22 protein-coding genes and 1 pseudogene are annotated in these 22,421 nt (G+C 40.6%); 6 read left to right on the top strand and 17 right to left on the bottom strand.

Going from position 1 to position 22,421, the window contains the following annotated elements:
- Positions 1 to 108 precede the first annotated feature (108 nt).
- Positions 109 to 2,631: a phosphoenolpyruvate synthase gene (gene ppsA, locus ACM0OS_RS15505; RefSeq protein ID WP_414544084.1), complete on the bottom strand. Its 2,523-nt coding sequence runs from the start codon at positions 2,629 to 2,631 to the stop codon at positions 109 to 111.
- A gap of 177 nt (positions 2,632 to 2,808) precedes the next feature.
- Between ppsA and ACM0OS_RS15500 the strand changes: the two genes are divergently transcribed.
- Positions 2,809 to 3,216: a hypothetical protein gene (locus ACM0OS_RS15500; protein WP_414544083.1), complete on the top strand. Its 408-nt coding sequence runs from the start codon at positions 2,809 to 2,811 to the stop codon at positions 3,214 to 3,216.
- 52 nt (positions 3,217 to 3,268) lie between these two features.
- A complete protein-coding gene (gene rlmN / locus ACM0OS_RS15495; protein WP_414544082.1) occupies positions 3,269 to 4,336 on the top strand; it encodes a 23S rRNA (adenine(2503)-C(2))-methyltransferase RlmN in 1,068 nt (355 codons plus the stop codon).
- On the opposite strand, the gene ACM0OS_RS15490 is transcribed toward rlmN, so the two are convergent.
- The gene (locus ACM0OS_RS15490; protein ID WP_414544081.1) at positions 4,333 to 4,542 is read right to left on the bottom strand and encodes a replication restart DNA helicase PriA; all 210 of its coding nucleotides are present in this window, start codon (positions 4,540 to 4,542) and stop codon (positions 4,333 to 4,335) included. The genes rlmN and ACM0OS_RS15490 overlap by 4 nt on opposite strands.
- 576 nt (positions 4,543 to 5,118) lie before the next feature.
- On the opposite strand from ACM0OS_RS15490, the gene ACM0OS_RS15485 reads away from it, so the two are divergent.
- Positions 5,119 to 7,302, top strand: coding sequence for a DNA cytosine methyltransferase (locus ACM0OS_RS15485; RefSeq protein ID WP_414544080.1), 2,184 nt, complete (start codon positions 5,119 to 5,121; stop codon positions 7,300 to 7,302).
- Between the two features lie 3 nt (positions 7,303 to 7,305).
- Here the strand turns inward: ACM0OS_RS15485 and uvrC are convergent, their stop codons facing one another.
- A complete protein-coding gene (gene uvrC / locus ACM0OS_RS15480; protein ID WP_414544109.1) occupies positions 7,306 to 9,192 on the bottom strand; it encodes an excinuclease ABC subunit UvrC in 1,887 nt (628 codons plus the stop codon).
- 576 nt (positions 9,193 to 9,768) lie between these two features.
- Between uvrC and ACM0OS_RS15475 the strand changes: the two genes are divergently transcribed.
- Positions 9,769 to 9,948 carry a hypothetical protein gene (locus ACM0OS_RS15475; RefSeq protein WP_414544079.1) on the top strand — a complete coding sequence of 60 codons (180 nt, stop codon included), beginning with the start codon at positions 9,769 to 9,771 and terminating at the stop codon, positions 9,946 to 9,948.
- 32 nt (positions 9,949 to 9,980) lie between these two features.
- Here the strand turns inward: ACM0OS_RS15475 and ACM0OS_RS15470 are convergent, their stop codons facing one another.
- The 6 genes from ACM0OS_RS15470 to ACM0OS_RS15445 all read right to left on the bottom strand — a co-directional run bounded on the left by ACM0OS_RS15470 (position 9,981) and on the right by ACM0OS_RS15445 (position 15,642).
- Positions 9,981 to 10,406, bottom strand: a complete 426-nt coding sequence (locus ACM0OS_RS15470; RefSeq protein WP_414544078.1) for a response regulator — start codon at positions 10,404 to 10,406, stop codon at positions 9,981 to 9,983.
- Between the two features lie 463 nt (positions 10,407 to 10,869).
- A complete protein-coding gene (locus tag ACM0OS_RS15465) occupies positions 10,870 to 12,075 on the bottom strand; it encodes an LL-diaminopimelate aminotransferase (protein ID WP_414544108.1) in 1,206 nt (401 codons plus the stop codon).
- A 53-nt stretch (positions 12,076 to 12,128) separates the two neighbouring features.
- Positions 12,129 to 12,464 carry a thioredoxin family protein gene (locus ACM0OS_RS15460; RefSeq protein ID WP_414544077.1) on the bottom strand — a complete coding sequence of 112 codons (336 nt, stop codon included), beginning with the start codon at positions 12,462 to 12,464 and terminating at the stop codon, positions 12,129 to 12,131.
- 208 nt (positions 12,465 to 12,672) lie between these two features.
- On the bottom strand, positions 12,673 to 13,449 hold the full coding sequence (locus tag ACM0OS_RS15455; RefSeq protein WP_414544076.1) for a PspA/IM30 family protein: 777 nt from the start codon (positions 13,447 to 13,449) through the stop codon (positions 12,673 to 12,675).
- Between the two features lie 162 nt (positions 13,450 to 13,611).
- Positions 13,612 to 14,316 carry a PspA/IM30 family protein gene (locus ACM0OS_RS15450; protein ID WP_414544075.1) on the bottom strand — a complete coding sequence of 235 codons (705 nt, stop codon included), beginning with the start codon at positions 14,314 to 14,316 and terminating at the stop codon, positions 13,612 to 13,614.
- An 84-nt stretch (positions 14,317 to 14,400) separates the two neighbouring features.
- Positions 14,401 to 15,642: a hypothetical protein gene (locus ACM0OS_RS15445; protein ID WP_414544074.1), complete on the bottom strand. Its 1,242-nt coding sequence runs from the start codon at positions 15,640 to 15,642 to the stop codon at positions 14,401 to 14,403.
- Positions 15,643 to 15,754: 112 nt separating this feature from the next.
- Between ACM0OS_RS15445 and ACM0OS_RS15440 the strand changes: the two genes are divergently transcribed.
- Complete coding sequence (locus ACM0OS_RS15440; protein WP_414544073.1) at positions 15,755 to 16,324, top strand: DUF721 domain-containing protein; 570 nt, start codon at positions 15,755 to 15,757, stop codon at positions 16,322 to 16,324.
- A gap of 372 nt (positions 16,325 to 16,696) precedes the next feature.
- A complete protein-coding gene (locus ACM0OS_RS15435; protein ID WP_414544072.1) occupies positions 16,697 to 17,044 on the top strand; it encodes a hypothetical protein in 348 nt (115 codons plus the stop codon).
- A gap of 142 nt (positions 17,045 to 17,186) precedes the next feature.
- Here the strand turns inward: ACM0OS_RS15435 and rpsU are convergent, their stop codons facing one another.
- From rpsU to ACM0OS_RS15395, 8 genes and pseudogenes are all read right to left on the bottom strand, one after another.
- Complete coding sequence (gene rpsU, locus ACM0OS_RS15430; protein WP_414544071.1) at positions 17,187 to 17,375, bottom strand: 30S ribosomal protein S21; 189 nt, start codon at positions 17,373 to 17,375, stop codon at positions 17,187 to 17,189.
- Positions 17,376 to 17,484: 109 nt separating this feature from the next.
- Positions 17,485 to 17,799 (bottom strand): RNA recognition motif domain-containing protein, encoded by a 315-nt coding sequence (locus ACM0OS_RS15425; protein ID WP_414544070.1) that lies wholly within the window; start codon positions 17,797 to 17,799, stop codon positions 17,485 to 17,487.
- A 177-nt stretch (positions 17,800 to 17,976) separates the two neighbouring features.
- Entirely contained in the window at positions 17,977 to 18,984 is a 1,008-nt protein-coding gene (locus tag ACM0OS_RS15420) for a tRNA-dihydrouridine synthase family protein (RefSeq protein WP_414544069.1), read from the bottom strand.
- Between the two features lie 136 nt (positions 18,985 to 19,120).
- Complete coding sequence (locus tag ACM0OS_RS15415; protein WP_414544068.1) at positions 19,121 to 19,435, bottom strand: nucleotidyltransferase family protein; 315 nt, start codon at positions 19,433 to 19,435, stop codon at positions 19,121 to 19,123.
- A gap of 103 nt (positions 19,436 to 19,538) precedes the next feature.
- Positions 19,539 to 20,120 (bottom strand): Uma2 family endonuclease, encoded by a 582-nt coding sequence (locus tag ACM0OS_RS15410; protein ID WP_414544067.1) that lies wholly within the window; start codon positions 20,118 to 20,120, stop codon positions 19,539 to 19,541.
- Positions 20,117 to 20,284, bottom strand: coding sequence for a hypothetical protein (locus ACM0OS_RS15405; RefSeq protein ID WP_414544066.1), 168 nt, complete (start codon positions 20,282 to 20,284; stop codon positions 20,117 to 20,119). Before ACM0OS_RS15405 ends, ACM0OS_RS15410 begins: the two co-directional genes overlap by 4 nt.
- Before the next feature lie 75 nt (positions 20,285 to 20,359).
- Complete coding sequence (locus ACM0OS_RS15400; protein ID WP_414544065.1) at positions 20,360 to 20,575, bottom strand: hypothetical protein; 216 nt, start codon at positions 20,573 to 20,575, stop codon at positions 20,360 to 20,362.
- Between the two features lie 222 nt (positions 20,576 to 20,797).
- Positions 20,798 to 22,336, bottom strand: a pseudogene (locus ACM0OS_RS15395) (CHAT domain-containing protein); the annotation flags it as partial.
- Between the last annotated feature and the right edge of the window lie 85 nt (positions 22,337 to 22,421).

The following is a 22,421-nucleotide window of genomic DNA, read 5'->3' as shown; positions in this document are numbered from 1 at the left end:
AAGCTAACTCTAATATAAAAACATAGCCTGCCACTTGTGGGCAGGCTGAATTGTTCGTAGTCAGGACTTCAGTCCTTCATATAAGCCTCAAACTTTGACTACTAACCCTTAATTACTTACATTATTTTGCTCGACTTTTGCCACTTCCAACATCGTCTTTAAAACCGAATCTGGATTCAGACTAATAGAATCAATTCCCTGTTCTACTAAAAATTGGGCAAATTCTGGGTAATCACTGGGTGCTTGCCCACAAATACCAATTTTGCGATTATGCTTTTTCGCAGCTTCTATGGCCATTTGCACCATGCGCTTCACGGCTGGGTTGCGTTCATCAAATAAATGTGCCACTAATGCCGAATCTCTATCCAGTCCCAGAGTTAACTGTGTTAAATCATTAGAACCAATGGAGAAGCCATCAAATACACCAGCAAATTCTTCAGCCATCATCACATTACTGGGCAACTCACACATCACATAAACTTGCAAGCCGTTCACGCCTTGTTTTAAATTATTTTTGGCCATTTCTGCTAACACCAAACGTCCTTCTTCGGGAGTGCGACAAAAGGGAATCATGGGGATAACATTAGTCAAACCCATGTCGTCGCGGACTCGTTTGATGGACTGACATTCTAAGGCAAAAGCTTCTCTATAACCTGGATCATAATAACGTGCGGCCCCGCGCCAACCCAGCATGGGGTTTTCTTCTTTGGGTTCAAATTGTTGACCACCTAACAGATTGGCATATTCATTACTTTTGAAATCTGACATTCGTACAATCACTGGTTTCGGATAAAAAGCCGCCGCAATTTTTCCTATACCTTGGGCTAATTTATCGACAAAATACTGGGGCTTGTGATCATAAAGTGCAGTAACTTGATTAATTTTGGTTTTGACAAATTCATCTGTTAACTTTTCATAGTGAATCAACGCCATTGGATGAACTTGGATTTGATTGGCAATAATAAACTCTGTCCGTGCTAAACCTACGCCATCGTTGGGAATTGCAGATAAACTCAAGGCTTCTTGGGGATTACCTACATTCATAAGAATTTGAGTATGGGTACGGGGTAGGTTCTCTAGGGCTACTTCTTTAACTTCAAATGGTAATAATCCCTCATAAACCTTACCTTCATCTCCCTCGGCGCAAGAAATCGTCACCTCTTGCCCAGATTTTAAAATTTCCGTAGCATTACCGCAGCCGACAATTGCCGGTACTCCCAATTCTCTAGCAATAATCGCTGCATGACAGGTACGTCCCCCAGCATTAGTGACAATCGCACTGGCGCGTTTCATAATCGGTTCCCAGTCGGGGTCAGTTCTTTCTGTTACCAACACGTCCCCAGCTTGGAATTGGTCGATTTTATTCACATCTAAAATTAGGTTGACTTTACCTTGACTAATTGCTTCCCCGATGGCGCGACCAGTGACTAAGGGATGAGGTGATGTAGACGCGTTAGCGACTTCCCGCAGGGTGGAGGGTGAGGAAGATTTTTCACCATTACCTATTCCCCATTCCTTATTCCCAAATACCAAATGATAACTCCGCAATATGTTTCCTTGTTTCTGCGATTGCACGGTTTCGGGACGGGCTTGGACAATAAATAGTTGATTGGTAATGCCATCTTTAGCCCACTCAATATCCATTGGGGAGTAATTACCGTGGGTTTGGGAATAATGGTCTTCTATTAAACAAGCCCAATGTGCTAGTTGTAAGATTTCTGCATCACTCAGGGCAAATTTACCTTGTTCGGCGCTTGATACGGAGATGTTTTTAGTAAATTTAGAACCGTCATCATAGATCATTTTTAGTTCTTTACTGCCCAGTTTTTTATCAATAATGGGGCGAAAACCTGCTTTTAAGGTTGGTTTAAAAACATAGTATTCATCTGGGTTGACGGTTCCTTGAACAACGTTTTCGCCTAAACCATAGGCGGCGGTAATGAGTGCAGCATCTTTAAAACCGGTTTCTGTGTCAATGGAAAACATGACTCCAGAAGTAGCTAAGTCTGAACGCACCATTTTTTGCACACCGACGGCGAGGGCAATGCTAAAGTGGTCAAATCCTTTGGTGTGGCGATAGGATATGGCGCGGTCGGTAAATATAGACGCAAAACATTTATGACAGGCTGCTAAAACTTCTTCGACACCGACAACGTTCAAATAACTTTCTTGCTGTCCAGCAAAACTAGCATCGGGGAGGTCTTCGGCGGTGGCGCTGGAACGGACGGCTACATCTGTATCTGTGTTGTATGTTTCACAGAGTTTTTGATAAGCTGTGGCGATCGCCTGACGCAATTCTACCGGAAATGGTGTGTGCATCAGTAGCGATCGCGCTTTTTTTCCCCGCAATTTAAGATTTTTCACATCCTCGACATCCAAATCAGCAAACAGTGTGCGTAACTTGGCTTCTAAGCCGGCTGATTGGATGAAATAGCGATAAGCATAAGCAGTTGTAGCAAATCCTGTGGGGACGTTCACGCCTTGGGGTGTCAATTGTTGAATCATTTCCCCTAATGAGGCGTTCTTTCCACCCACTAACGGTATATCAGCAATCCCCACTTCATCAAACCAGAGAATCAGCGATCGCTCTTTGGTAGATTGAGCCACGGTGTTTTGAGATACTGTAACCATCTGTATTACCTCTCAAGTATATGCTCTGGTTGAAAGTTTGTATTGCTGGGTATTATCCCCATGTCTCATTTTAGGTTTGGGTTTGAGGATTGTGCTATTAAATGCAACACTATAGTTAGGAAAATTTAACTTTCTTTGAAATCAAAGCTGTACTAAAATCCCGAAATCACAAGTGAAATGGCGCAACTAGAAAGACTCTTAAAAATGGCGGAAGATGAACTCACTCAATACAGTACTGATGCCCGAAAAATTGAGAAATTGCGCCGTAAAATTGGTTTATCGGTATCAGCAGTAGAACAAAGGCAAGTTAAGGACGAGCTATTGGCTACTATGAAGCCTAGTATATTTACTAATATTGTAGAAGAACAAAGACAAGCAGCGGCTTTACCGTTTTGGGGAATTGCGGGATTGGGTTTATTATTTGGGATTTCTCTGAATCAACCTGTGGTTTTATTGGTAGGTGTAGTGGGAACTGTGGCGGCTTTTAGGATTCAGAAGTGGGGTTGGCAATTACAAGCCAAGCGTTTATTGTTACAAACGTTGGAAGATATCGAGGCGCGGATTTCTCAACCCCAGAATCATTGATATTGATGTAGAAGTTGTAGCATAGAGATCTAAGATCAACACTAAATTTTTTATGTCTGCTACGCCTTTTACTCCTCCAGTTGACTCACCCAATGCTGAGAAACTTCAATTAATTCCTCCTTTACTCGGTGCTTCGGTGACTGAGTTAACTGCTTGGGTACAGCAGCAGGGACAACCGGCTTATAGAGGTAAGCAACTGCATGAGTGGATTTATCAAAAGGGTGTGCGATCGCTTGCTGATATTTCTGTGTTTTCTAAACAATGGCGGGCGGAAGTTGCAGAAATACCTATTGGTCGTTCCACTATACATCACCGCGCTGTTGCGCCTGATGGTACGGTAAAATATCTTTTGAAACTCGCTGACGGTCAAATCATTGAAACTGTTGGCATTCCTACCGCAAAACGTCTGACAGTTTGTGTGTCAACTCAGGTGGGTTGTCCAATGGCGTGTGATTTTTGTGCTACTGGTAAAGGTGGATATATCCGCAATTTAGGCAGACATGAAATTGTTGATCAAGTATTGACTGTCCAAGAGGATTTTCAGCAACGTGTGAGCCATGTGGTATTTATGGGCATGGGTGAACCGTTATTGAATACTGAGAATGTGTTAGCAGCTTTGAAATCCTTAAATCAAGATGTGGGAATTGGACAGCGATCGCTGACTGTTTCTACAGTAGGGATACGCGATCGCATCCGTCAGTTTGCCAAGCACAATTTACAAGTCACTTTGGCGGTGAGTCTCCACGCACCTAACCAAGCACTACGTGAACAGCTTATTCCCAGCGCCCGCCCCTATCCTCTAGAAGATTTGCTAGATGAATGTCGGGAATATGTGGAAATAACTAGACGACGCATCTCTTTTGAATATGTCCTGTTGGCTGGGTTCAACGACTTACCACAACACGCTGTGCAATTGGCAAAATGTCTGCGCGGGTTTCAAAGTCATGTGAATTTAATTCCCTACAATCCCATCGATGAAGTAGATTATCAACGCCCTAGTAGCGATCGCATTCAAGCTTTTGTAAATGTCCTCAAACAAAAACAAATAGCTGTTAGTGTCCGCTACTCTCGTGGTTTAGAAGCTGATGCTGCTTGTGGACAACTCCGCGCTAGTCATTAAGATTCAGTACTTACGCTCACTTGCTTTTTGACATATGCTTGAATCCCTGGGGCGTAAGCCTCAATTACTCTGCCTGTCCGAGTGCAAGTGATCATTAAATAATCGCAACTTGGACATTGTGTCCGGGTTATTTGACTATCAGAAATATAATGACGTTCTGCTTCACTGCCACAATTTGGACAGTGAATTTTTTGTAATATATGCATTTTCAAATCCCTGGTTGTGCTGTTTTCTAATTTGACAAAATGGCGAATTAAATCAACAAAGATTTTAATTTGGTTGGCTTAAGTTAACAAAGAGTTTTGATATAGTCCGATGATTTTAAACAAAAATTTAGATTTGATTGTTTTTATATGCTATCCCTCATTATCTTCATATTTATGTAAGGTTTCCATCCCACTTTGGATATATAAACTCGTTTTTCCATTATGTATCGTTTAGAAATTTAGTGATCCCTATGACTAATGCCTTGAGATAACGTAATTCTTTGGTTATGCTAGCCAAGTATTAAAAGCCGTTCTTGTATTGAAAAATTAACAGCAAGAAAATACTGTATCTTTAGTCACATAATTTTTATTTTAAGATTTAGTTAATATTTAATTGGGGAGTATGGGTTTTGTGTCTTTAATTATACAAAAGCTAAAGTTAAACACGTAAAATAATAGAATAATCTTTTGAATTATATGAAAAACAGCTAAGTCTATGAATAAAAAATACTAAAAATAGTGAGAGTTTGCTATGATATATACTTTGACTATTTAAAGAATGTTTTACTGATTTTTATGGAGGAATTAAAACTAAAGTTTGCTGATTTATTTGCTGGTATTGGAGGTTTTAGATTAGCATTTGAAAAGGCTGACTATAAGTGTGTATTTTCTTGTGAGATTGATGAGGCGTGTCAACAGGTTTATTTCAATAATTTTGGGGAAAAGCCCGAATCTGATATTAGAAAACTTGATTTAAAAAATTTACCTTATTTTGATGTTTTAACAGCTGGTTTTCCTTGTCAACCTTTCAGTATTTGTGGACGCAGAAAAGGTTTCCATGACACTAGGGGTACTTTATTTTTTCATATTTGTGAAATTATTGAACATATTAATCCTCCTGTCGTTCTCCTAGAGAATGTTAAACATATATTACATCACGATCAAGGTAGAACATTAGAAGTAATACTATATTCTTTAGAAGATATGGGTTATGTGGTTAACTACGAAATAGTTAACTCTAGAGACTTTGGATTACCACAAAATAGAGAAAGAGTAATATTTGTAGCTACAAAAGATAAGAAATTTAATTTTAACAATCTTCAAAAATCTAAAAGATTTCCAAAATTGAGGGAATTTTTGTGTCCTTCTGGAAAATTTGAATACTTAAATACTGAAGAATACACAATGATAGATAATCCTAAACAACAAGCATCAGGTTTGATTTTTGTAGGATATCGTAATAAAAGTATTTGGAAAACAGGTATTAGGCCAAACACAGAACATTTATCGCGGGTTCATCATCAACCAAATAGAATTTATTCTATAGAAGGAGTACATCCCACAATACCTTCTCAAGAGACTTCGGGAAGATTTTTTATTTACATACCAGAAGAAGATGTAGTCCGCAAATTAACCCTTGGAGAGTGTTATAAAATTATGGGGTTTCCTGATGATTTCAAAACCCATAGCAATTTAGCAGAGTGCTATAAACAGATAGGTAACTCTGTGTGTGTACCAGTAATTTATGAACTAGCAAATCAAATTAAAAATCAAGTTTTTTCATATCAAAATAGGGCGTTACAACAAGTAGATTTTAATCAAACTTGTGACTTTAAGCAACTTATTCAAGCAGACATATCTTTGAATATGAATCATAAAGAAAAACTTATACAAATTTATAAAAACATATCTGACTTTGAAATTAATCAAACTGAATTACCACAAAGATATCAAGATTATGTTGTGCATATTAGTAAAAATTGCTTTACTAGAAAGGCAGTTTTTACAGTACTAGTTACTCTTTTAGTACATAAAATTTTATATCCATCTCAAGATATTAGATATCATCAAGTTGACCTTCAGGGTGGGTTTTCAGGAAGAACTATAGATACAAAATATATTACCCCTACATTAACCGAGTTAGGCTTACCGGCAATGGCTGAAAGTGGTTGGTTAACTCGTTCTTTAGAACAACCTTACCCTTATACGTTAAATTATGAGGGTAATATAAGTCCTAAGTCTTTAAAATTAGCATTTCTCAATATTATTGATTTCGTGCAGATACATCCCTATAAAGCAGAAAATGTTTTAAAATTGCTTCTAAAATTGGTTAAATCAGTTAAAGATAATAATTTAGTTGAAATTATTAAATTAAGTAATCCAGAAAAGTTAGATTTAAAGAGTTTAGTCAATGCTTTAGATGAGCATTTTAACTATAACTATAAAACTGATGGTGGATCAAAATTGCCTGTTATTGCCTTCTATGGCCTTTATCAAATTTTAGTGAAGGAAATATCTAGATATAATTCATGTACACTGAAAAAATTAGGCAGTCATACAGCTTCTGATAGAACTTCTAAAACTGCTGGAGATATTGAAATTTTTGATAATAATTCTCATCTTATTGAAGCTATAGAAATCAAATATGGGCAAGAAATTACTCTGCAAATGGTTTACCGTGCCAAAAATAAAATTACTATACATAATCCTCAAAGATACTATATTTTTGCGTCAAAAGATGTTAAACAATTAGAAGCTGAACAGATTAATAAACTTATTAAAGAAATTTCATCAGAACATGGATGTCAAGTAATTCTTAATGGAATTATTCCGACAATTAAATATTACTTAAGATTAATCATGTCTATCACAGATTTTGTTGATTTATATTCACAATTGATAGAGTCAGATAATGAAATCCGCAAAATTCACAAAGAGAAATGGAATGAAATTTTAGGTAGATTAATGATTGAGGAATAAAGTTCAACTTCCGGAACCAGGATGAAAATAATCATAAATTTCTTGAGCTAATCTCGGCCCAATTCCCGCAACCTCGGCTAACTGTGTAGGTGTGGCTTGCCGAATGTAATCAACTGAGCGAAAATGTCCTAATAGTTGCTTTTGGCGATGATGTCCTAAACCGGGAATTTCATCTAAACGCGATCGCTTCAATTTATCACTACGTTGCTGACGATGGAAACTCACAGCAAAGCGATGGGCTTCATCTCGTAACCGCCGCAATAACTGGACTCCTGGTTGTTCTGCATCGGTTTCCAAAGGTTGAGATTCTCCCGGTAAAAAAATCTCTTCTTGTCGCTTCGCCAAACTGACAACTCGCAAGTCTTCTAATAAATTCATTTCTTGTAAAACGGCGACAACCGATGATAACTGACCTTTACCGCCATCAATCATAATTAAATCAGGCCAGTCAGGATTACCAACTCTCGGTAATTGTGTATCTTCGCCATACTTGCGAAACCGTCTTTGGATAACTTCAGCCAAACTAGCAAAATCATCGGAATGTCCTGCTGTCACATGGGGATTTTTAATTTTGTAGTGGCGATAATGTTGCTTTCCTGGTAACCCATCGATAAACACAACTTGGGAAGCCACAGCATTTGACCCTTGAATGTGAGAAATATCGTAACCTTCAATGCGGTGGGGTAAGTCGGGTAAATCGAGAATAGTCGCCAAATCTTGCATTGCTTGATGATTGCGATCGCTTAATTTTTGCGTTCTTTGCAATTCATACTCAGCATTGCGTTCTACCATCTCAATTAATTCTGCCTTGGTTTGGCGTTGTGGATGTAAAATTGTGACTTTTTTACCCTTGCGCTGAGTTAAAATATCTGCCAAAATTTCGCTATCTGGTAACTCATGCTGTACCAAAATTTCTGTGGGAATTTCCACTGTATCAGCAGTTTGGTAATGTTCCTCTAAAACTCGTTGTAAAATAGCACCTGGTTCGGCTTGAGTATCTGCAATAAAGGCTAAACTTCCTACCAGTTGACCAGCCCGAATTTGGAATAATTGAATGCAAGCCCGTTGTTCATCGGCTGCTAGTGCTAAAGCATCCCGTGACACTGTATCGTCTGGTAAGGAAACTTTTTGATTAGCAGTCAGGGAATTTAATCCAGCAATTTGATCACGAATGCGCGCCGCCGATTCAAAGTTCAACGCCTCGGCTGCGGTTTGCATTTGTTCTGTGAGGATATCAATCAGTTCTTGACTACGACCTTGAAATACCATCGCCACCTTTTGCACAGTTTTGCGGTATTCTTCTGGTGAAATCAACTTTTGACAGACACCAGGACAGCGTCCTAAGTCATAATTCAAACAAGGACGGTCTTTAAATAAAGGTTGGGGTCGTTGTCGCAAGCTAAAGATGCGTTTAGATATGCGTAATATTTCCCGCAATAAACCTGCATCAGTGTACGGCCCGTAAAATTTATCTTTTTCTTTACCGAGTTGACGTTTGCGGGTAATGAAAATGCGGGGATAGTCTTCTGACCAAGTGATACAAACGTAGGGATATTTTTTATCATCTTTCAGCAGCACATTAAAGTAAGGCTGATGCTGCTTGATTAAGTTGGCTTCCAAGGCTAAGGCTTCAGCTTCCGTATCGGTGACAATAAATTCAATATCTGTCACCTGCTTGGCCATTGTGGCTATACGTTCGCTTTTATTGTAGCCGTCCCGAAAATAGGAACGTACACGCGATCGCAGTTTCCGTGACTTGCCTATATATATAATGCGATCGCTCCCATCCCGCATGAAATAAACTCCCGGTTCTGGCGGAATTTCCGCTAGACGACTGGCCAGACGTTCTGCGTCTTTAAGCAGTGGTAGTATTGGAGTAGATGTAGATATTGTCACAGTTTAATTTAGGTAATTTAACGAATTTACCTATTCTTATTTTAAGAAAAATAAATTTTTTGTGTTGATGGCCCAGGTAATTGATCAAATCCAGATGAAGCCTCAATCACCTGAAGCCTTAGATGATACATCACTTGACTACTATTATTTGCGGTCATAGTTTTTATTAACTTACTTACATATATTTAGTTTATTTCATAAAAAAATAACTAATTTTTCAAGAATTTTACAAATTTTTCAGAAATTTGACATGACTAATATTTATAATTTCGGATTTTTAATAAAATTTCTATACACTAACTTTAAATCATATTTTTTCAGGTTACTCAAACTAGCTCTATATCTCGATTATTTAATTGAATAAAAAATTCCTTATTTTGGTATGCATAAGCAATCTTCCTGATTATTAATTGAATTTAAACATTAGGCGAATTAACGGTTTTAATAATTTGTTTCTATGATTATCATTAAGATTAACAACATAAATCAGTACAACTTGATTACCTGTCTACGCAGGCTATTAAAAATCGCAGCGGATTACTCTCTATCTGATGATCAAATAGAAAACTCATGAATATCCAAGATTTTGAATCTAATTACCGTGAAGCTATGGCTGAAACTCTTAACGAACTACAAACAGCGGTTTTATTAATAGCACAATTACAACGCAAGCTTGATAGCATTGGTAATTCTGTGCAAATCATGAATGAAAGGGTTGAAGATTATATTAATAATGAAACTGATGAATAAATTTACATCAAATACAAATAAACTATCAATATTTATATTTGATGATGACAGGCTAACTTTTCTTCTATTTTAATAATTAAAGCGGTAAGATTTACAGGCTTGACAAAATAATAACTAGCACCTAAAGCCATAGCTCGTTCTTGATCAGCTTTAAAAGCAAATGCTGAAACTACAATAACAGGTATCTTTGATATCTCTGGTTGCTGCTGAATTTGCTCTAGAATAGAATAACCATCAATATCGGGTAATTTTAAATCTAATAATATTAATTGAGGTTTGAATTTTTCTATATTTGCAAAAACATTAGTTCCATGTGACAAACTTTTGACATGATATCCACAGTAACTCAGATAATCACTCATCAACATTCTGTTAATATCATTATCTTCAATTAGTAAAAGTCTTTTTAATAGGAGCAAATGTAATTGTTGATTTATAGTGAGTAAGTGTGTTGACATTTCAGCTCACAAAGAAACATTGATAAGTGAAAATTTTACAGAACTCTTGAACAAATTCTTTAAGAATTGTGACTATAGCAATACTAAAGAGCAATGACAGCTAGTTATGGAGAGCGGGCAATGTGCGCTCAGGTTGGCCGCATTTATCAGAGTTTCCTGTAGCAAGTGCGGTACTAGTCTATTATTACCTTAATAACTAAAAATTAGCAAAAATTTGGGCGTTGCTGATTAATGGGATGATTTTTGCCTCACGCAAAGGCAACCCAGTGCGTTGGGCGGGTTCCCTGACTTGTAGCAACTGGCGCGCAAAGGCGCAGAGGGTAAGAGATGCAAAGGTTGAATTTTATGATTTCATCCCGCATTTATGCAACGCCAAAATTTCAATTTATATTGATCGATGTTTATCTGTAGTTTTTTGCTGATTCGCATTTTTGCCACAAGTCGATTATGGGAAATTTCTCAGCTATTGGTTTAAAAATTCAGCAATTCTTGCTACAGCAGTTTCTAATACAGGTGGTTCATGTACTAAAGCAAAGCGAACATATCCTTCTCCAGATTTGCCAAAGCCAGCACCAGGAGAAGCCGCTACACCCGTTTGTTTGACTAGCTGAGTACAAAATTCTACAGAATTTTCCTGCCACGGTGAGGGTAACTTAGCCCAAATGTACATTGTGGCTTTGGGTGTGGGAACTTGCCAACCAATACGATGCAAAGCGTTAATAAAAGCATCACGACGTTTACGAAAAGTGGTAACGGCTTCGATAACTCCTGTTTGTGGCCCCGTGAGGGCAGCGATCGCCCCGTTCAAAATTCCCCGATACTGGTTAAAATCAACTGCTGCTTTGACTTGGCGTAAAGCTTGAATTAATTGAGCATTACCGATGGCGTAGCCAATACGGAATCCGCCCATATTGTAAGACTTAGAAAGAGTAAAAAATTCAATGGCAACGCTTTTATCTGGATCAGCTTGCAGAATAGAAGGAACTAAAGATGGGGAATGGGGCTGGTTGTTTCCCCACTCTCTATTTACTTCAAATACCAAGTCTGCGTAGGGAAAATCGTGAACTAAAGCCAGATTATGCTGCTGACAAAAGGCCACAGCTTCTTGGAAAAAAGATAAAGGAGCGATCGCGGCAGTAGGATTGTGAGGATAACTCAATACCATCATCCGCGATTGAGCTAAAACATCTGGGGGAATGTCAGCAAGTACTGGTAAGAAATCATTTTCTACCAATAATGGCATAGGGTAAATTTGACCACTAGCCAAGTAGACACCTCCAGCGTGGGAGGGGTAGCCAGGATCAAGCAATAAAGCAAAATCCCCAGGGTTGAGCAATGCTAAAGGTAGATGAGCAGTCCCTTCCTGGGAACCAATCAGGGGTAGCACCTCAGTTTCTGGATCGACGGCGATGCCAAATTTTTGTTCGTACCAGTTAGCTGCGGCTTGGCGAAACGCTTGAGTACCATGAAACAATAAGTAGCCGTGGGTACTTGGGTCATCGAGAGACTGGGCGATGGCTGCGGTGACGTGGGACTGGGCTGGTAAATCAGAAGATCCTAGTGACAGATCGATTAACTGTCTTCCTGCTGATAAAGCCACAGCTTTGGCTTTGTCCATATCAGCAAATACATTAAATTGCAGGGGTTGTAAACGCTTCGCAAACTGCATGTTAGTCATTGGTCATTAGTCATTAGTCGTTAGTCGTTAGTTTTAGCTGTGGACTAATTACTATTTAAGTGCGTATCTAAGAGGCTGAGTAATTTTTCTTTGCCAATTGCTCCCTCGGTGGAGATTAATAACTTCTCTCCTTCAACTAGCCTCAGAGCTGGTACACCTTCTACTTGGAAATGTTTCACCGAAACAGGGTTAGGATCGACTTCCATTTTCACGACCTTTAGGCGATCGCTGTATTTAGTAGCAACAAGATTCATTAGTGGCGACATCAATTGACAAGGGCCACACCAAGAAGCCCAAAAGTAAACTAGTACAGGCTGCTCGGCTTTCAATACTTCGGTTTCAAACTCACCATCGGTTATGGTGATTACACCCTTACTCATGACAGTCTCCATTAAGTGGCATCGATCAAAGTTGGCACACACAATACTCTATCGTGAAATACCCAATACTAGAAGAAGGGAGTGGGGATAGGGGACAGGGGGACAAGAACAGAAATTCTGCCTCATTACCCCATTCTTTGTTGCTTAGTGAAACAAAATCCCACAACCATCAGGTGTGGGACTAGCTTGGAAAAATGTGTTACCAAAATTACAATTGATCTAATTGCTTACGTAGGGATTCCAGTTCAGAGTCAACCACTTCATTCGATTGTGCAGGGCTGCTTTTTTGTTCTGGTGGTAATTGGGGTTGGTTAGGTGCAGCCGCCGGCGGTAGCATCTGGGCTTTTAATGCGGCTAATTCATCATCAACGTCGCTACCACTTTCCAACTGAGCAAATTGGGTTTCTAAATCTGCGCCTGCTAATTCTGCTGCTGATTGGGCGCGAGCTTCTTGCATCATGACTTTTTCTTCCATGCGCTCGAAAGCCGCCATAGCGCTGCTGCTATTCATTCCGCGCACCATACCTTCAAGTTGCTCTTGGGCTTTGGCGGTTGTAATCCGCGCTTTGAGCATTTCTTTTTTGGTTTTGGCCTCAGAAATCTTGCTTTCTAGCTGAATCAAGTTGCGCTTGAGGGTTTCTACCTGAGTGGATTGCTGATCGAGGCTAGTTTTCAGTGCGCCGCTGGTATCAGTAAATGTCTTTTTGCGTTCTAGGGCTTGTCGTGCTAGGTTTTCATCGCCTTTTTGCAGTGCTAATTGAGCATTGCGTTGCCACTTATTAATTTCATTTTGGGCATCATTATACTGCTTCTCAGTTCGTTTTTGGGCGGCGATCGCCTGGGCTACTCCCTGACGCAACTGTACCAAGTCTTCCTGCATTTCCAGGATGGCTTGCTCTAGCATTTTTTCGGGGTCTTCAGCTTTATTAACTAAGTCGTTGAGGTTAGCACCGACTACTCGTCTAATACGATCAAATAATCCCATAACTTTGTTTTTCCTTTTAGATTTGACGCACTTTGGGGGAAAGTTCGCTTTTTTACTATTTAATAACTTCCTCTTTCAATGTAATCTTTCCGCTTTGGTTCGGTACCTGCCGACACCTATTAATTTTTAAGATATCTCCTAAATTTGGTAATTGCCCAATTTTTAAGGCTCTGGACTCTTGGGTAACTGCTGTTGCTGAGTGTTGCTACCGTCCAGAATTTGCCCTTTCATGGCTGCTAGTTCGGTATCAATGTCAGTTGCCCCTTCTAGAGAGTCAAATTGTTTTTGCAGGTCATCAGTACCTAGTAGGGCGATGGCTTCTGATTGTGCTTCGATTTGTAAAACTTTATCTTCCATGCGCTCAAAAGCACCGAGACTGCTAGTGGCAGAAGAATTATCGAGCATTTCCTGGAGTCGATAAGAAGCTTCAGCCGAACGGGCCCGGGCAATGTACATATCTTTTTTGGTTTTGGCTTCGCTGATTTTTAACTCTAGCGATCGCATATCTTTTTTTAGCCTGGCGACTACTTCATTTTGTTGCTCTATCTGATTATAAAGAGCTGTAGCAGTTTCCTGATAGGCTTTGCGTTTCGTCAAAGCTTCTCGTGCTAAAGGTTCATTACCTTGTTGCAGGGCCAGTTGGGCGCGACGATACCATTCTTCTGCTGTTGATTGGGCAGCCGCAGCCTGTCGTTCGGTGCGTTTTTGGGTAGCGATGGCCTGTGCTACCCCCTGTCGCAATCGCACTAAGTTTTCCTGCATTTCCAGGACAGCTTGTTCGAGAATCTTTTCTGGATCTTCTGCACTGCCTATCAGACTATTAAGATTGGCGCGAATTATCCGCAGGATACGTTGAATCAGTCCCATATCGGCTCTCCATTTATTTATTGCCAGTCAACAGGCAGGGCATTTTGTAGATGTTTTCCTCATCCTATCGTAGATTTTTGCCACTCATGGCTGCTGAATTCTGGCTTTAAGGCCTTGGGATTGTAGCTCTTGAACCCTTTGTTTTGCCTCCTCTGGGGTCTTAACTGAACCCAAATAAATCACTGTTTGTCCGGGTGATAAATAAGCATCAGGAACTACTTTCCTCGCAGCGGTGAGCGCGCGATCGCCTTGATTATCCATCACTATATGATAAAACCCATCTGCTGCTGGTTTGAGTTCGACATTGCTAGTGGGTGGAGTTGGAGTAGGTTCAGGCGAAGGTTGTACCGTGGGAATTGCAGGTAAATTTACCGGGGGTGCAGGCTGTAATTCTGGCAACGACTCAACCACAGGCGGAACTACCGGTTGTGGGGGTGGTTGTGGGGTTACTGTTGGTTGGACTTTGGGTTGTAAACCGACTATATCAGTCGGTTCTCTCACTTCTGGAAATTCTTGAGCAGCTAAATTGGGATACTTGGGTATGGGAGTGAGTTCCGGTTCCACCTGAGGTTGAGTGCTATTTCCCACTGCTTCTGTACTGTCTGTAGTAGTAGATGGATCGCTGTTAAATAATCTCCCAAAATTAAACTGAGGCCAATCTTGAGAGTTAGGATTAAATACTATATACCCCAGGGTAAGACTGGCCACTAATAACAACAACATCGAGCCAATACCCAAAGGTGATAGCAGGCTGTCATTTGAATGACTTGGCTTCTGTGCCGGCTGCTGTTGTTCATCTGTTAAGCTTCGTAGTAGTGCTTCGCTTGATTCTAAGTAATCATCTGGCTGTGAAGGCGTATCGTTGGTTTGGGCAATATTTTCACTGGAATTAGTTTTAGCGATGGACGGGACAATGCTACTCCCAGAATTTACTGAGGATTGAGGAATTTGAGTATTAATAGATTCGGTATTGGCGGCTAAGTTGAGATGATTAAGTTCCTCTGTTTTTGCAGTAGTGGGAACTGGGTTTTCTTGAGGAGTTTCATTGAATACAAACCCAGGTGGGGTAGGAAGATTAACTTCTCCTACAGATGGGGAATTTTGCTCTTCTGTAGCAGTAGCGTCTGTCAAATCTTGTGATTGACTAATGTAATTTCCCGCACGGTATTGATTCGGTATCCTCAGTGCTATGCGTGTACGACGATATCGGGCTAACTCTTGATCTAGCGGCACTTCTAAACTCGCCAGTGCTGCCGCTAATGCTGGTTTTAACCCAGATGCTGGAGATGATGAAGTACCAGAATCTATCAGGGGGTTTTGACTCATTACCTCTTTGCCTCAAACCTAGACTGCTGGATTAACTTTATATACATTTGAGCCAATAGTAGCGAAAATTGTTTAATCCGTAGGGTAGATTACAAAGTTCTATGATTGTGAAATGGCATTAAAATCAGTCAATGATATTTTAGGCGTTCTAGAACAGCAAGCTCAATGGCGAGAACAACCATTACAGAAGTTGTTGCAGAATTGGGCAGACGTTGTTGGCTCTAAGGTAGCTGCTCATACAAGACCATTATCGATTCAACGTCAAGTTTTATGGGTGGCAACTTCTAGCGCTGCTTGGGCGCAGAACATGACTTTTAGTCGCCAGACACTCATGGTTAAGTTAAATCAAAAACTGCCCGAACCTTTGTTAGATATTCGCTTTTCTACCGCTGGTTGGGCAGTACCTCCAGAATTGCCAAAACAAAAATTAGTGGTTCCACAGGATCATCCTAGTTATCTGGGTAGTCTCAGTAGCTCCCGGCGTCAGATGCATCCCCATATCCAAAATGTCGATACTGCCTTTGGATCTTGGGCGCAAAAAATACAAGTGCGATCGCATAACTTACCTCTTTGCCCTCAATGTCAATGTCCTACGCCTCCGGGCGAACTCCAGCGCTGGCATGTCTGTTCTATTTGTGCTGCCAAGCAGTTTGCCAATACCGACAAAAATTCACTATTTTGACCAGAAAAGAGGGCTGGGGGAGATTGCCCTCTGTACATTCATGTATGGAAAAAAGAAAAAACCTCAGGCGATCGCCCATAACCAAGCAGCCGCTAATTAGCCTCTACCATTTGAGAACATAAAAATTAAAAAATTATTAAAAATATAATTTTTACCTTAAAATCTGCTCAAAACTATTTCATAATACAATCAACAATAGAATCCACTTTAGCACTCTAACTCAATAAGTGCTAACTTATTTCAAAGTTTGCTTTTGATGACATAGATAAAAAAATCTACTTTTCATTGCTGTTTTTATGTCCATTGAATAACAAAATTTATTACCAAAATCTATCTTTTTCAGACAACTAATTAATTGTTGGGAGGATTGGTATGAAATACACCTTTGATATTGTAGGTGTGTCTCCAGTTTGGCAATTTTTTAATCAGCAACAGCAGACCATAAACCAACTAGAGAATTTAGGTGTTGAATATCTAGGAACTCATAAATGTACACTAGATGCCTTATTAGAAACCGTGGAACCATTACCAGTTAAATGGGGTTGGAATACCGAACAAGTGATAGATACCGTAGTACAGTTTTGGATGAACAACGCCGAAAGTGTGGGTTACTGGAAAGCACGTTTAAATAACGCTGGTAATCATGACAATATACTCGTGGCTAGAGTGGCAGATATCACTTCTTTACAAGCTGAATTTGAAGCTTTGTTAGGTAAGTGATGGGAGATACTTTGACTACGCAAGAAGGATAAACAGCATTGGCGACCAAAAGCTTTCAAAAATTGTGTTGCTGACTTTTTACAACCATAAAGAAAGCCCTCATAAATTCTATAAGGGCATTCGTTTATATCTATGTTATTCCTTAGGTGCGGAACCGTCTCTTACTCTGCTTGTGCTTGGCAATTTCTTTGCGCTTGCGTTTTTCAATAGGCGTTTCAAAGTGACGATGCTTCCTCATATCTTGAAAAATTCCCGCCTTAGAAACTTCTCGCTTAAATCTGCGTAAGGCTGACTCAATGTGTTCATTGTCGCCTACTACTATTTGGGTCATTATCTCTCCTGCTAATTTGACTTAACTTAATTGCTCATAATGGTAAGCTGACCAGTTGACTAAAGTGCAAAAAAGACCAACTTTTTGTCTAAATTTCAGATTTCAAAGCTTAGTAGCGGTTACGTCCACCGCCTCCACCTCCACCGTATCCCCCCCGGTTACCACCAGAAGGGCCTCTGTCTTCTCTGGGCTTGGCTTTGTTAACTTTGAGGTCACGGCCCATCCATTCAGCACCATCAAGCGCTTCAATGGCAGCTGCTTCTTCAGCTTCAGTTCCCATTTCTACAAATCCGAAACCGCGTAGTTGTCCGGTTTCGCGGTCAGTAGGTAGTTGAACACGTCTTACGGTGCCGTATTCGGCAAAAACAGCGCTCAAGGTATCTTGAGTAACTTCGTAAGAGAGGTTGCCTACATAAATTGACATCGATTTTCTCCAAAATTATCAGTGTGTAGAGATTTAAATTTCGGAGAGAAGCCTGTGAATACTAAAAACAAACACTGTCACCGAATTAATTCTCACTTTTAAGGATGACATAGAAACCATCTCTATGCATCCAGTATAAAGATTAATCGATGGAATATTCAAAAATCGCATTACCAGTTATATGCCTGAGTAGGGTGCTAGGGCTAAAGTTTTTGTCATATCAGCAACGAGAAAGCGATCGCAAAGGTTAAACAATTCTACCTCGGTCTGCGTCTGTCGCATCAGCCGGAGGAAATCACCTTCAGCGTCAACACTCAGGGCAATATAGTTGAGGAACCTTTTGAGGTAGCCTATACGCGATCGCTCTGACATACTTGGGGCTGTGGGGGTCTGCCACAAACGCTCAATATAGTCGCGTACTTCTACTAAAGGAACGGGCGTAATCGGTTCACAGCGCAAAGCTTGCCGAATTTGATTAAAAAGCCAAGGATTCCCGATGGCCCATCGTCCCACCATCACACCTGCTGCACCCGTTTGAGCAAGCACTTCCAGGGCATTTTTCGCCGAGTGGATATTGCCATTAGCAAGCACTGGACAATGAACCCGTTGCACCGCTTCCGCAATCAAATCATATTTCACTGCTCCGTGGTACATATCTTTTACCGTGCGACCATGTAAACTTAACAAATCAATACTATGGCGATTGATGATATCTAGTATTTCGTAAAAGTTATCTGTATTTTCAAAGCCTACACGCATCTTGACAGTCAAAGGTCGATCATTCACCGCCTGGCGCAGTTCTCCCAAAATCCGATTCACTTTTTCTGGGGAGAGCAACAATCCACCCCCAACATTTTTGCGATAGATTCTCGGTGCTGGACAGCCCATGTTCAAGTCAACTCCAGCAATATTATAGTTACAGAGTTCCTGTGCTGTTCTTACTAAGTGTGGAATGCTTTCACCAATCATTTGAGCAAAAACGGGGCGACCTGTGTCGTTTTCGGTGATTGCTGCCAGAATGCTACGATTTAGTCGTGAGGTATCATTAACGCGGAAATACTCGGTGAAGAAGTAGTCAGGACTGCCGTAGTGGGCAATAACTTTCATAAACCAGAGGTTTGTCACATCCTGCATGGGCGCAAGAGCGGTGAGGGGTAGGTCTTTCTGGAGTGATTGGGGGAGCATATTTACGCCCTGGAGGATTAGGGAATAGGGGCTAGGGGCTAGAAATTACTCTAACCTTACAACACGGCGGAAAAACAAAAATTCTGAGACTTCCTCACGGTTATCACGAATCAATTCGACGCTCACAAATTCTTGGTCACGTGGCATAAATGACTTGTGCAGATGCCAAAATATTTTTACGTCTGAGCCAGTTTTCACTGCGCTCAATCGCTGCTTTTACAATCAAATCTACAGGGCGGTTAAAAATAGCTTGCAGTTCATCGCGCATTTGCAGAGTTTCGGTTAACCCCCGTTTCGCAGTTGGAGAAAAGGCGATCAACACATCAATATCGCTTTCGGGGCGAAAATCATCGCGTAAGACAGAGCCGAACAGGGCAAATTCGGTAACTTGCCACTTGTGACAAAACTCACGAATCCGATCCATTGGTATATCTATTGCAGTAATCGTCATGACAGTTCTACCTCCAAGGCTTCAAGTTGCTGGTTAATCCAAGTTATTGCTGCGGTTTCATTAGTTTCTATCGCCTGTTCTACTCCTGTTTTAGCAATTTCTACTATGACTCAAATTCAACACTTTCATAGATATCTGCTAAACGAATTTCAAAGGGAATCGATGAGAGTGAAATATACGATTCTGGATCGTCATATTCAGTAAAGATCCATTTGTGAGAGTCTGTTTTAGAGTATTGCTCAACATGAGCAGTATATTGATCAATTAATAAATATTCTTGAAATGTTGGAATGGTACGATACGCTGAAAACTTTTCATCCCTATCGTAGCTTTTAGTTGATTTTGAAAGCACTTCGGCGATCATCACTGGGTTAGTAATCGTATCAGTTCGTCCCTGTTGTCGTTCAAGTGGACGGGGAACAACCATAACATCCGGGTAGGTATAAAGCTTGCGTTCAGGAATCCAAAGCCGTTGATCCGCTACAAAAATACTGTAGGGTTTACCTTTCAAACTGACTCTTAAGGCGGCATTAAGAATACTGGCAATTTCATTATGTTCGGGAGTACCGCCAGTCATAGGGATTATTTCTCCATTGATATACTCATGCCGAATATCTGAATTTACCTCGAAATCGAGATACTCTTCGGTTGTATGGATTTTCTTTGCTTCAGCCTGCATAATCATGTTAGTCTTACCCCCAAGGCTTCAAGTTGTTGGTTTATCCAAGTCGTTGCTGTTGCTTCATCAGTTTCTATCGCCTGTTCTACTCCTGTTTTAGCAATTTCTAGCAGTTGTTTGGATTTTAGTTCAGCTTGATAAAAATCCTCGACTTTCGATTTAATTAACATTCCAAGTTCTTGCATTCTACTTTCAGCAAAAATTGGGATGCTCAACTTTCTCAAAGCCCAAGGCTTAAAAATGGATTAATTTGTCCCGCGCAAAATTCGTAAATATAGTTGTCGAATTGCCTCCTCTGGCGTGAGCTTAATTGCTTTTTGGCGCACCAAACAAACCGTATAAGGAACCTCACCGTTTTTGGTTGCCTTGAGGGTAATTGTCTGTTCTAACTGCTCAATTTCAGCGATCGTAAACTGCGACAGCTTGTAATTTGAGTCTTTGAGGATATCGGCTAATTTCATCAGGAGCTATCAAGTTGACTCTAAGGGCTGCTTCGTCATAAGAGTTTAGCGTTATTGTAGTCACTGCCTGATAAATTTTTTTAACTCTTTAATGGCGATCGCTGGCTAATGCACCTTCGTGTAATGAACTCCTGATCTGCCTGCTAAAATTTCTCACGCCCACGGCGCTGTCTCCCCAACGCATTGGCTGCTTTTGACTTCCAAGGCCGCAGTACTAGCCTCTTATAACCAATTTCCAATTAATACATAGGTAGACCAAAAACTTGGTGCTTTGTAATTGGGATGTTGCAATAATTCTAATTGAGCGTGGCGGAGGGCTGCGGCTTTGGTGATGTTGCCTTTGTGGAGTTCTTGATAAAATTTACCTACGAAGAAGGCTGTGGATTCATCATCAATTTGCCATAAGGAAGCTAAGGTACTTTGCGCTCCTGCACGTACTGCGGCTCCTGCTAGTCCTAGGGCTGCATGGTTGTCTCCGCTTGCTGTTTGGCAGGCACTCAATACTAATAGTTCTACGGCTTGTGCTTGGGTTTCATGGCGGTTACGCAGGATACTATCAAATTGTCTGACGTTGATGGGGCCGTCGGCTGCCAAAATAAAGGTGTCTTTGGCGTTAGAGCTAAATTGCCCATGAGTTGCCAGATGTACCACATTGTAGGGAGTGGTATTTACTTGCTTTTCTAGTGCCTTGCTGGTGAACTGCTGATCTAATAAACTCGTTGTTGATACTCCAGCGCTGGCAATGAGATTGACTTCAGATTTGATGGCGGGTAATGGTGACCAGTGGGAGTAATCTGGGGGAGGCTGAGTTAGCCCAGCAGTTAATGCTCTGAGATGTTGTCTTAATAAGGGTTTGGGGTTTTGCAGTTGCAGACCAATGCTGAGAGCGATCGCATATTTTTCTACTAAGAATTGCTGACCGTCGTAAAGTGCAGCCATTGGTAAATTACGTAACGCTCCATCTAGTACAAATACTAAGGTATTCACTTTACTAGCTGACAATTCTGACTCAACAGGTTGAATTAGCCATTCATAAACTTGTTGCGACTGTTTTTTGATGGCATTGGTAGCAGAGGGATTAACCAGCTGATATCGCAATTTGTTTAAAGCTTGCTCTACATCTGTTTGGCTAATATTGGTACTGTAATGCCTTAAGGATCGGTGGGGAATTTTGGCAATTACGTGAATTTGTTCGGGGAGAATAATCGGATAAAAAATGGCAGCATTTGCATTATCTTGCTCTACCACTTGATCCAGGGATACTACATTACCTTGTAAACAAGCTTCCCGAAAGAAGTTATCTAATTCTGCTAACTGCAATGTCTCAATTCGTTGTCGGACTTTATTTAAAGTGCTGTCATTGAGGGTTCCGCCTGGGGATTGCAGTAATAAATCTACTGATTGGCGATAAACCGGTTCTACACTATCCCGAAAGTTAAATTGCACATCTTGATTGATGGCTACTAAGTCATTGCGAAGAGAATTGAGGATATCTACAGCCGTATCATAAGCTGCGATCGCTCCGGGAATATCTTTTTGCGCCCTGAGCAATCTACCCAATTGCCACTGCAAGCGATAGGCAATTTCTGGGGCATGACTCGTCTGAGCTAAAATTAATCCTTGTTGGGTGAGATCTTGGGCCTCTGACAACTGGTTCATCTGCTCGTACAAACTACCCAAACTCAAAAGCGCGTAAGCTTCGGCTCGTTGATCACCCAAATTACGCGATTGTTGGACAGTTGTGGCGAGTAATTTGGCTAGGTGATGGGGATTGGGTACTGGGGGGGATATTAGGGTGTTGACTTTGAGAGCTTAAGGGTGGTAGCTTCTCAGGCAAGAACTATGT

The organism is Nostoc sp. CCY0012 (assembly GCF_963920855.1).
GTDB lineage: Bacteria > Cyanobacteriota > Cyanobacteriia > Cyanobacteriales > Nostocaceae > Cyanocohniella.
Note: the sequence above shows the minus strand (reverse complement) of the source record. Positions and strands in the feature narration are given on the sequence as shown.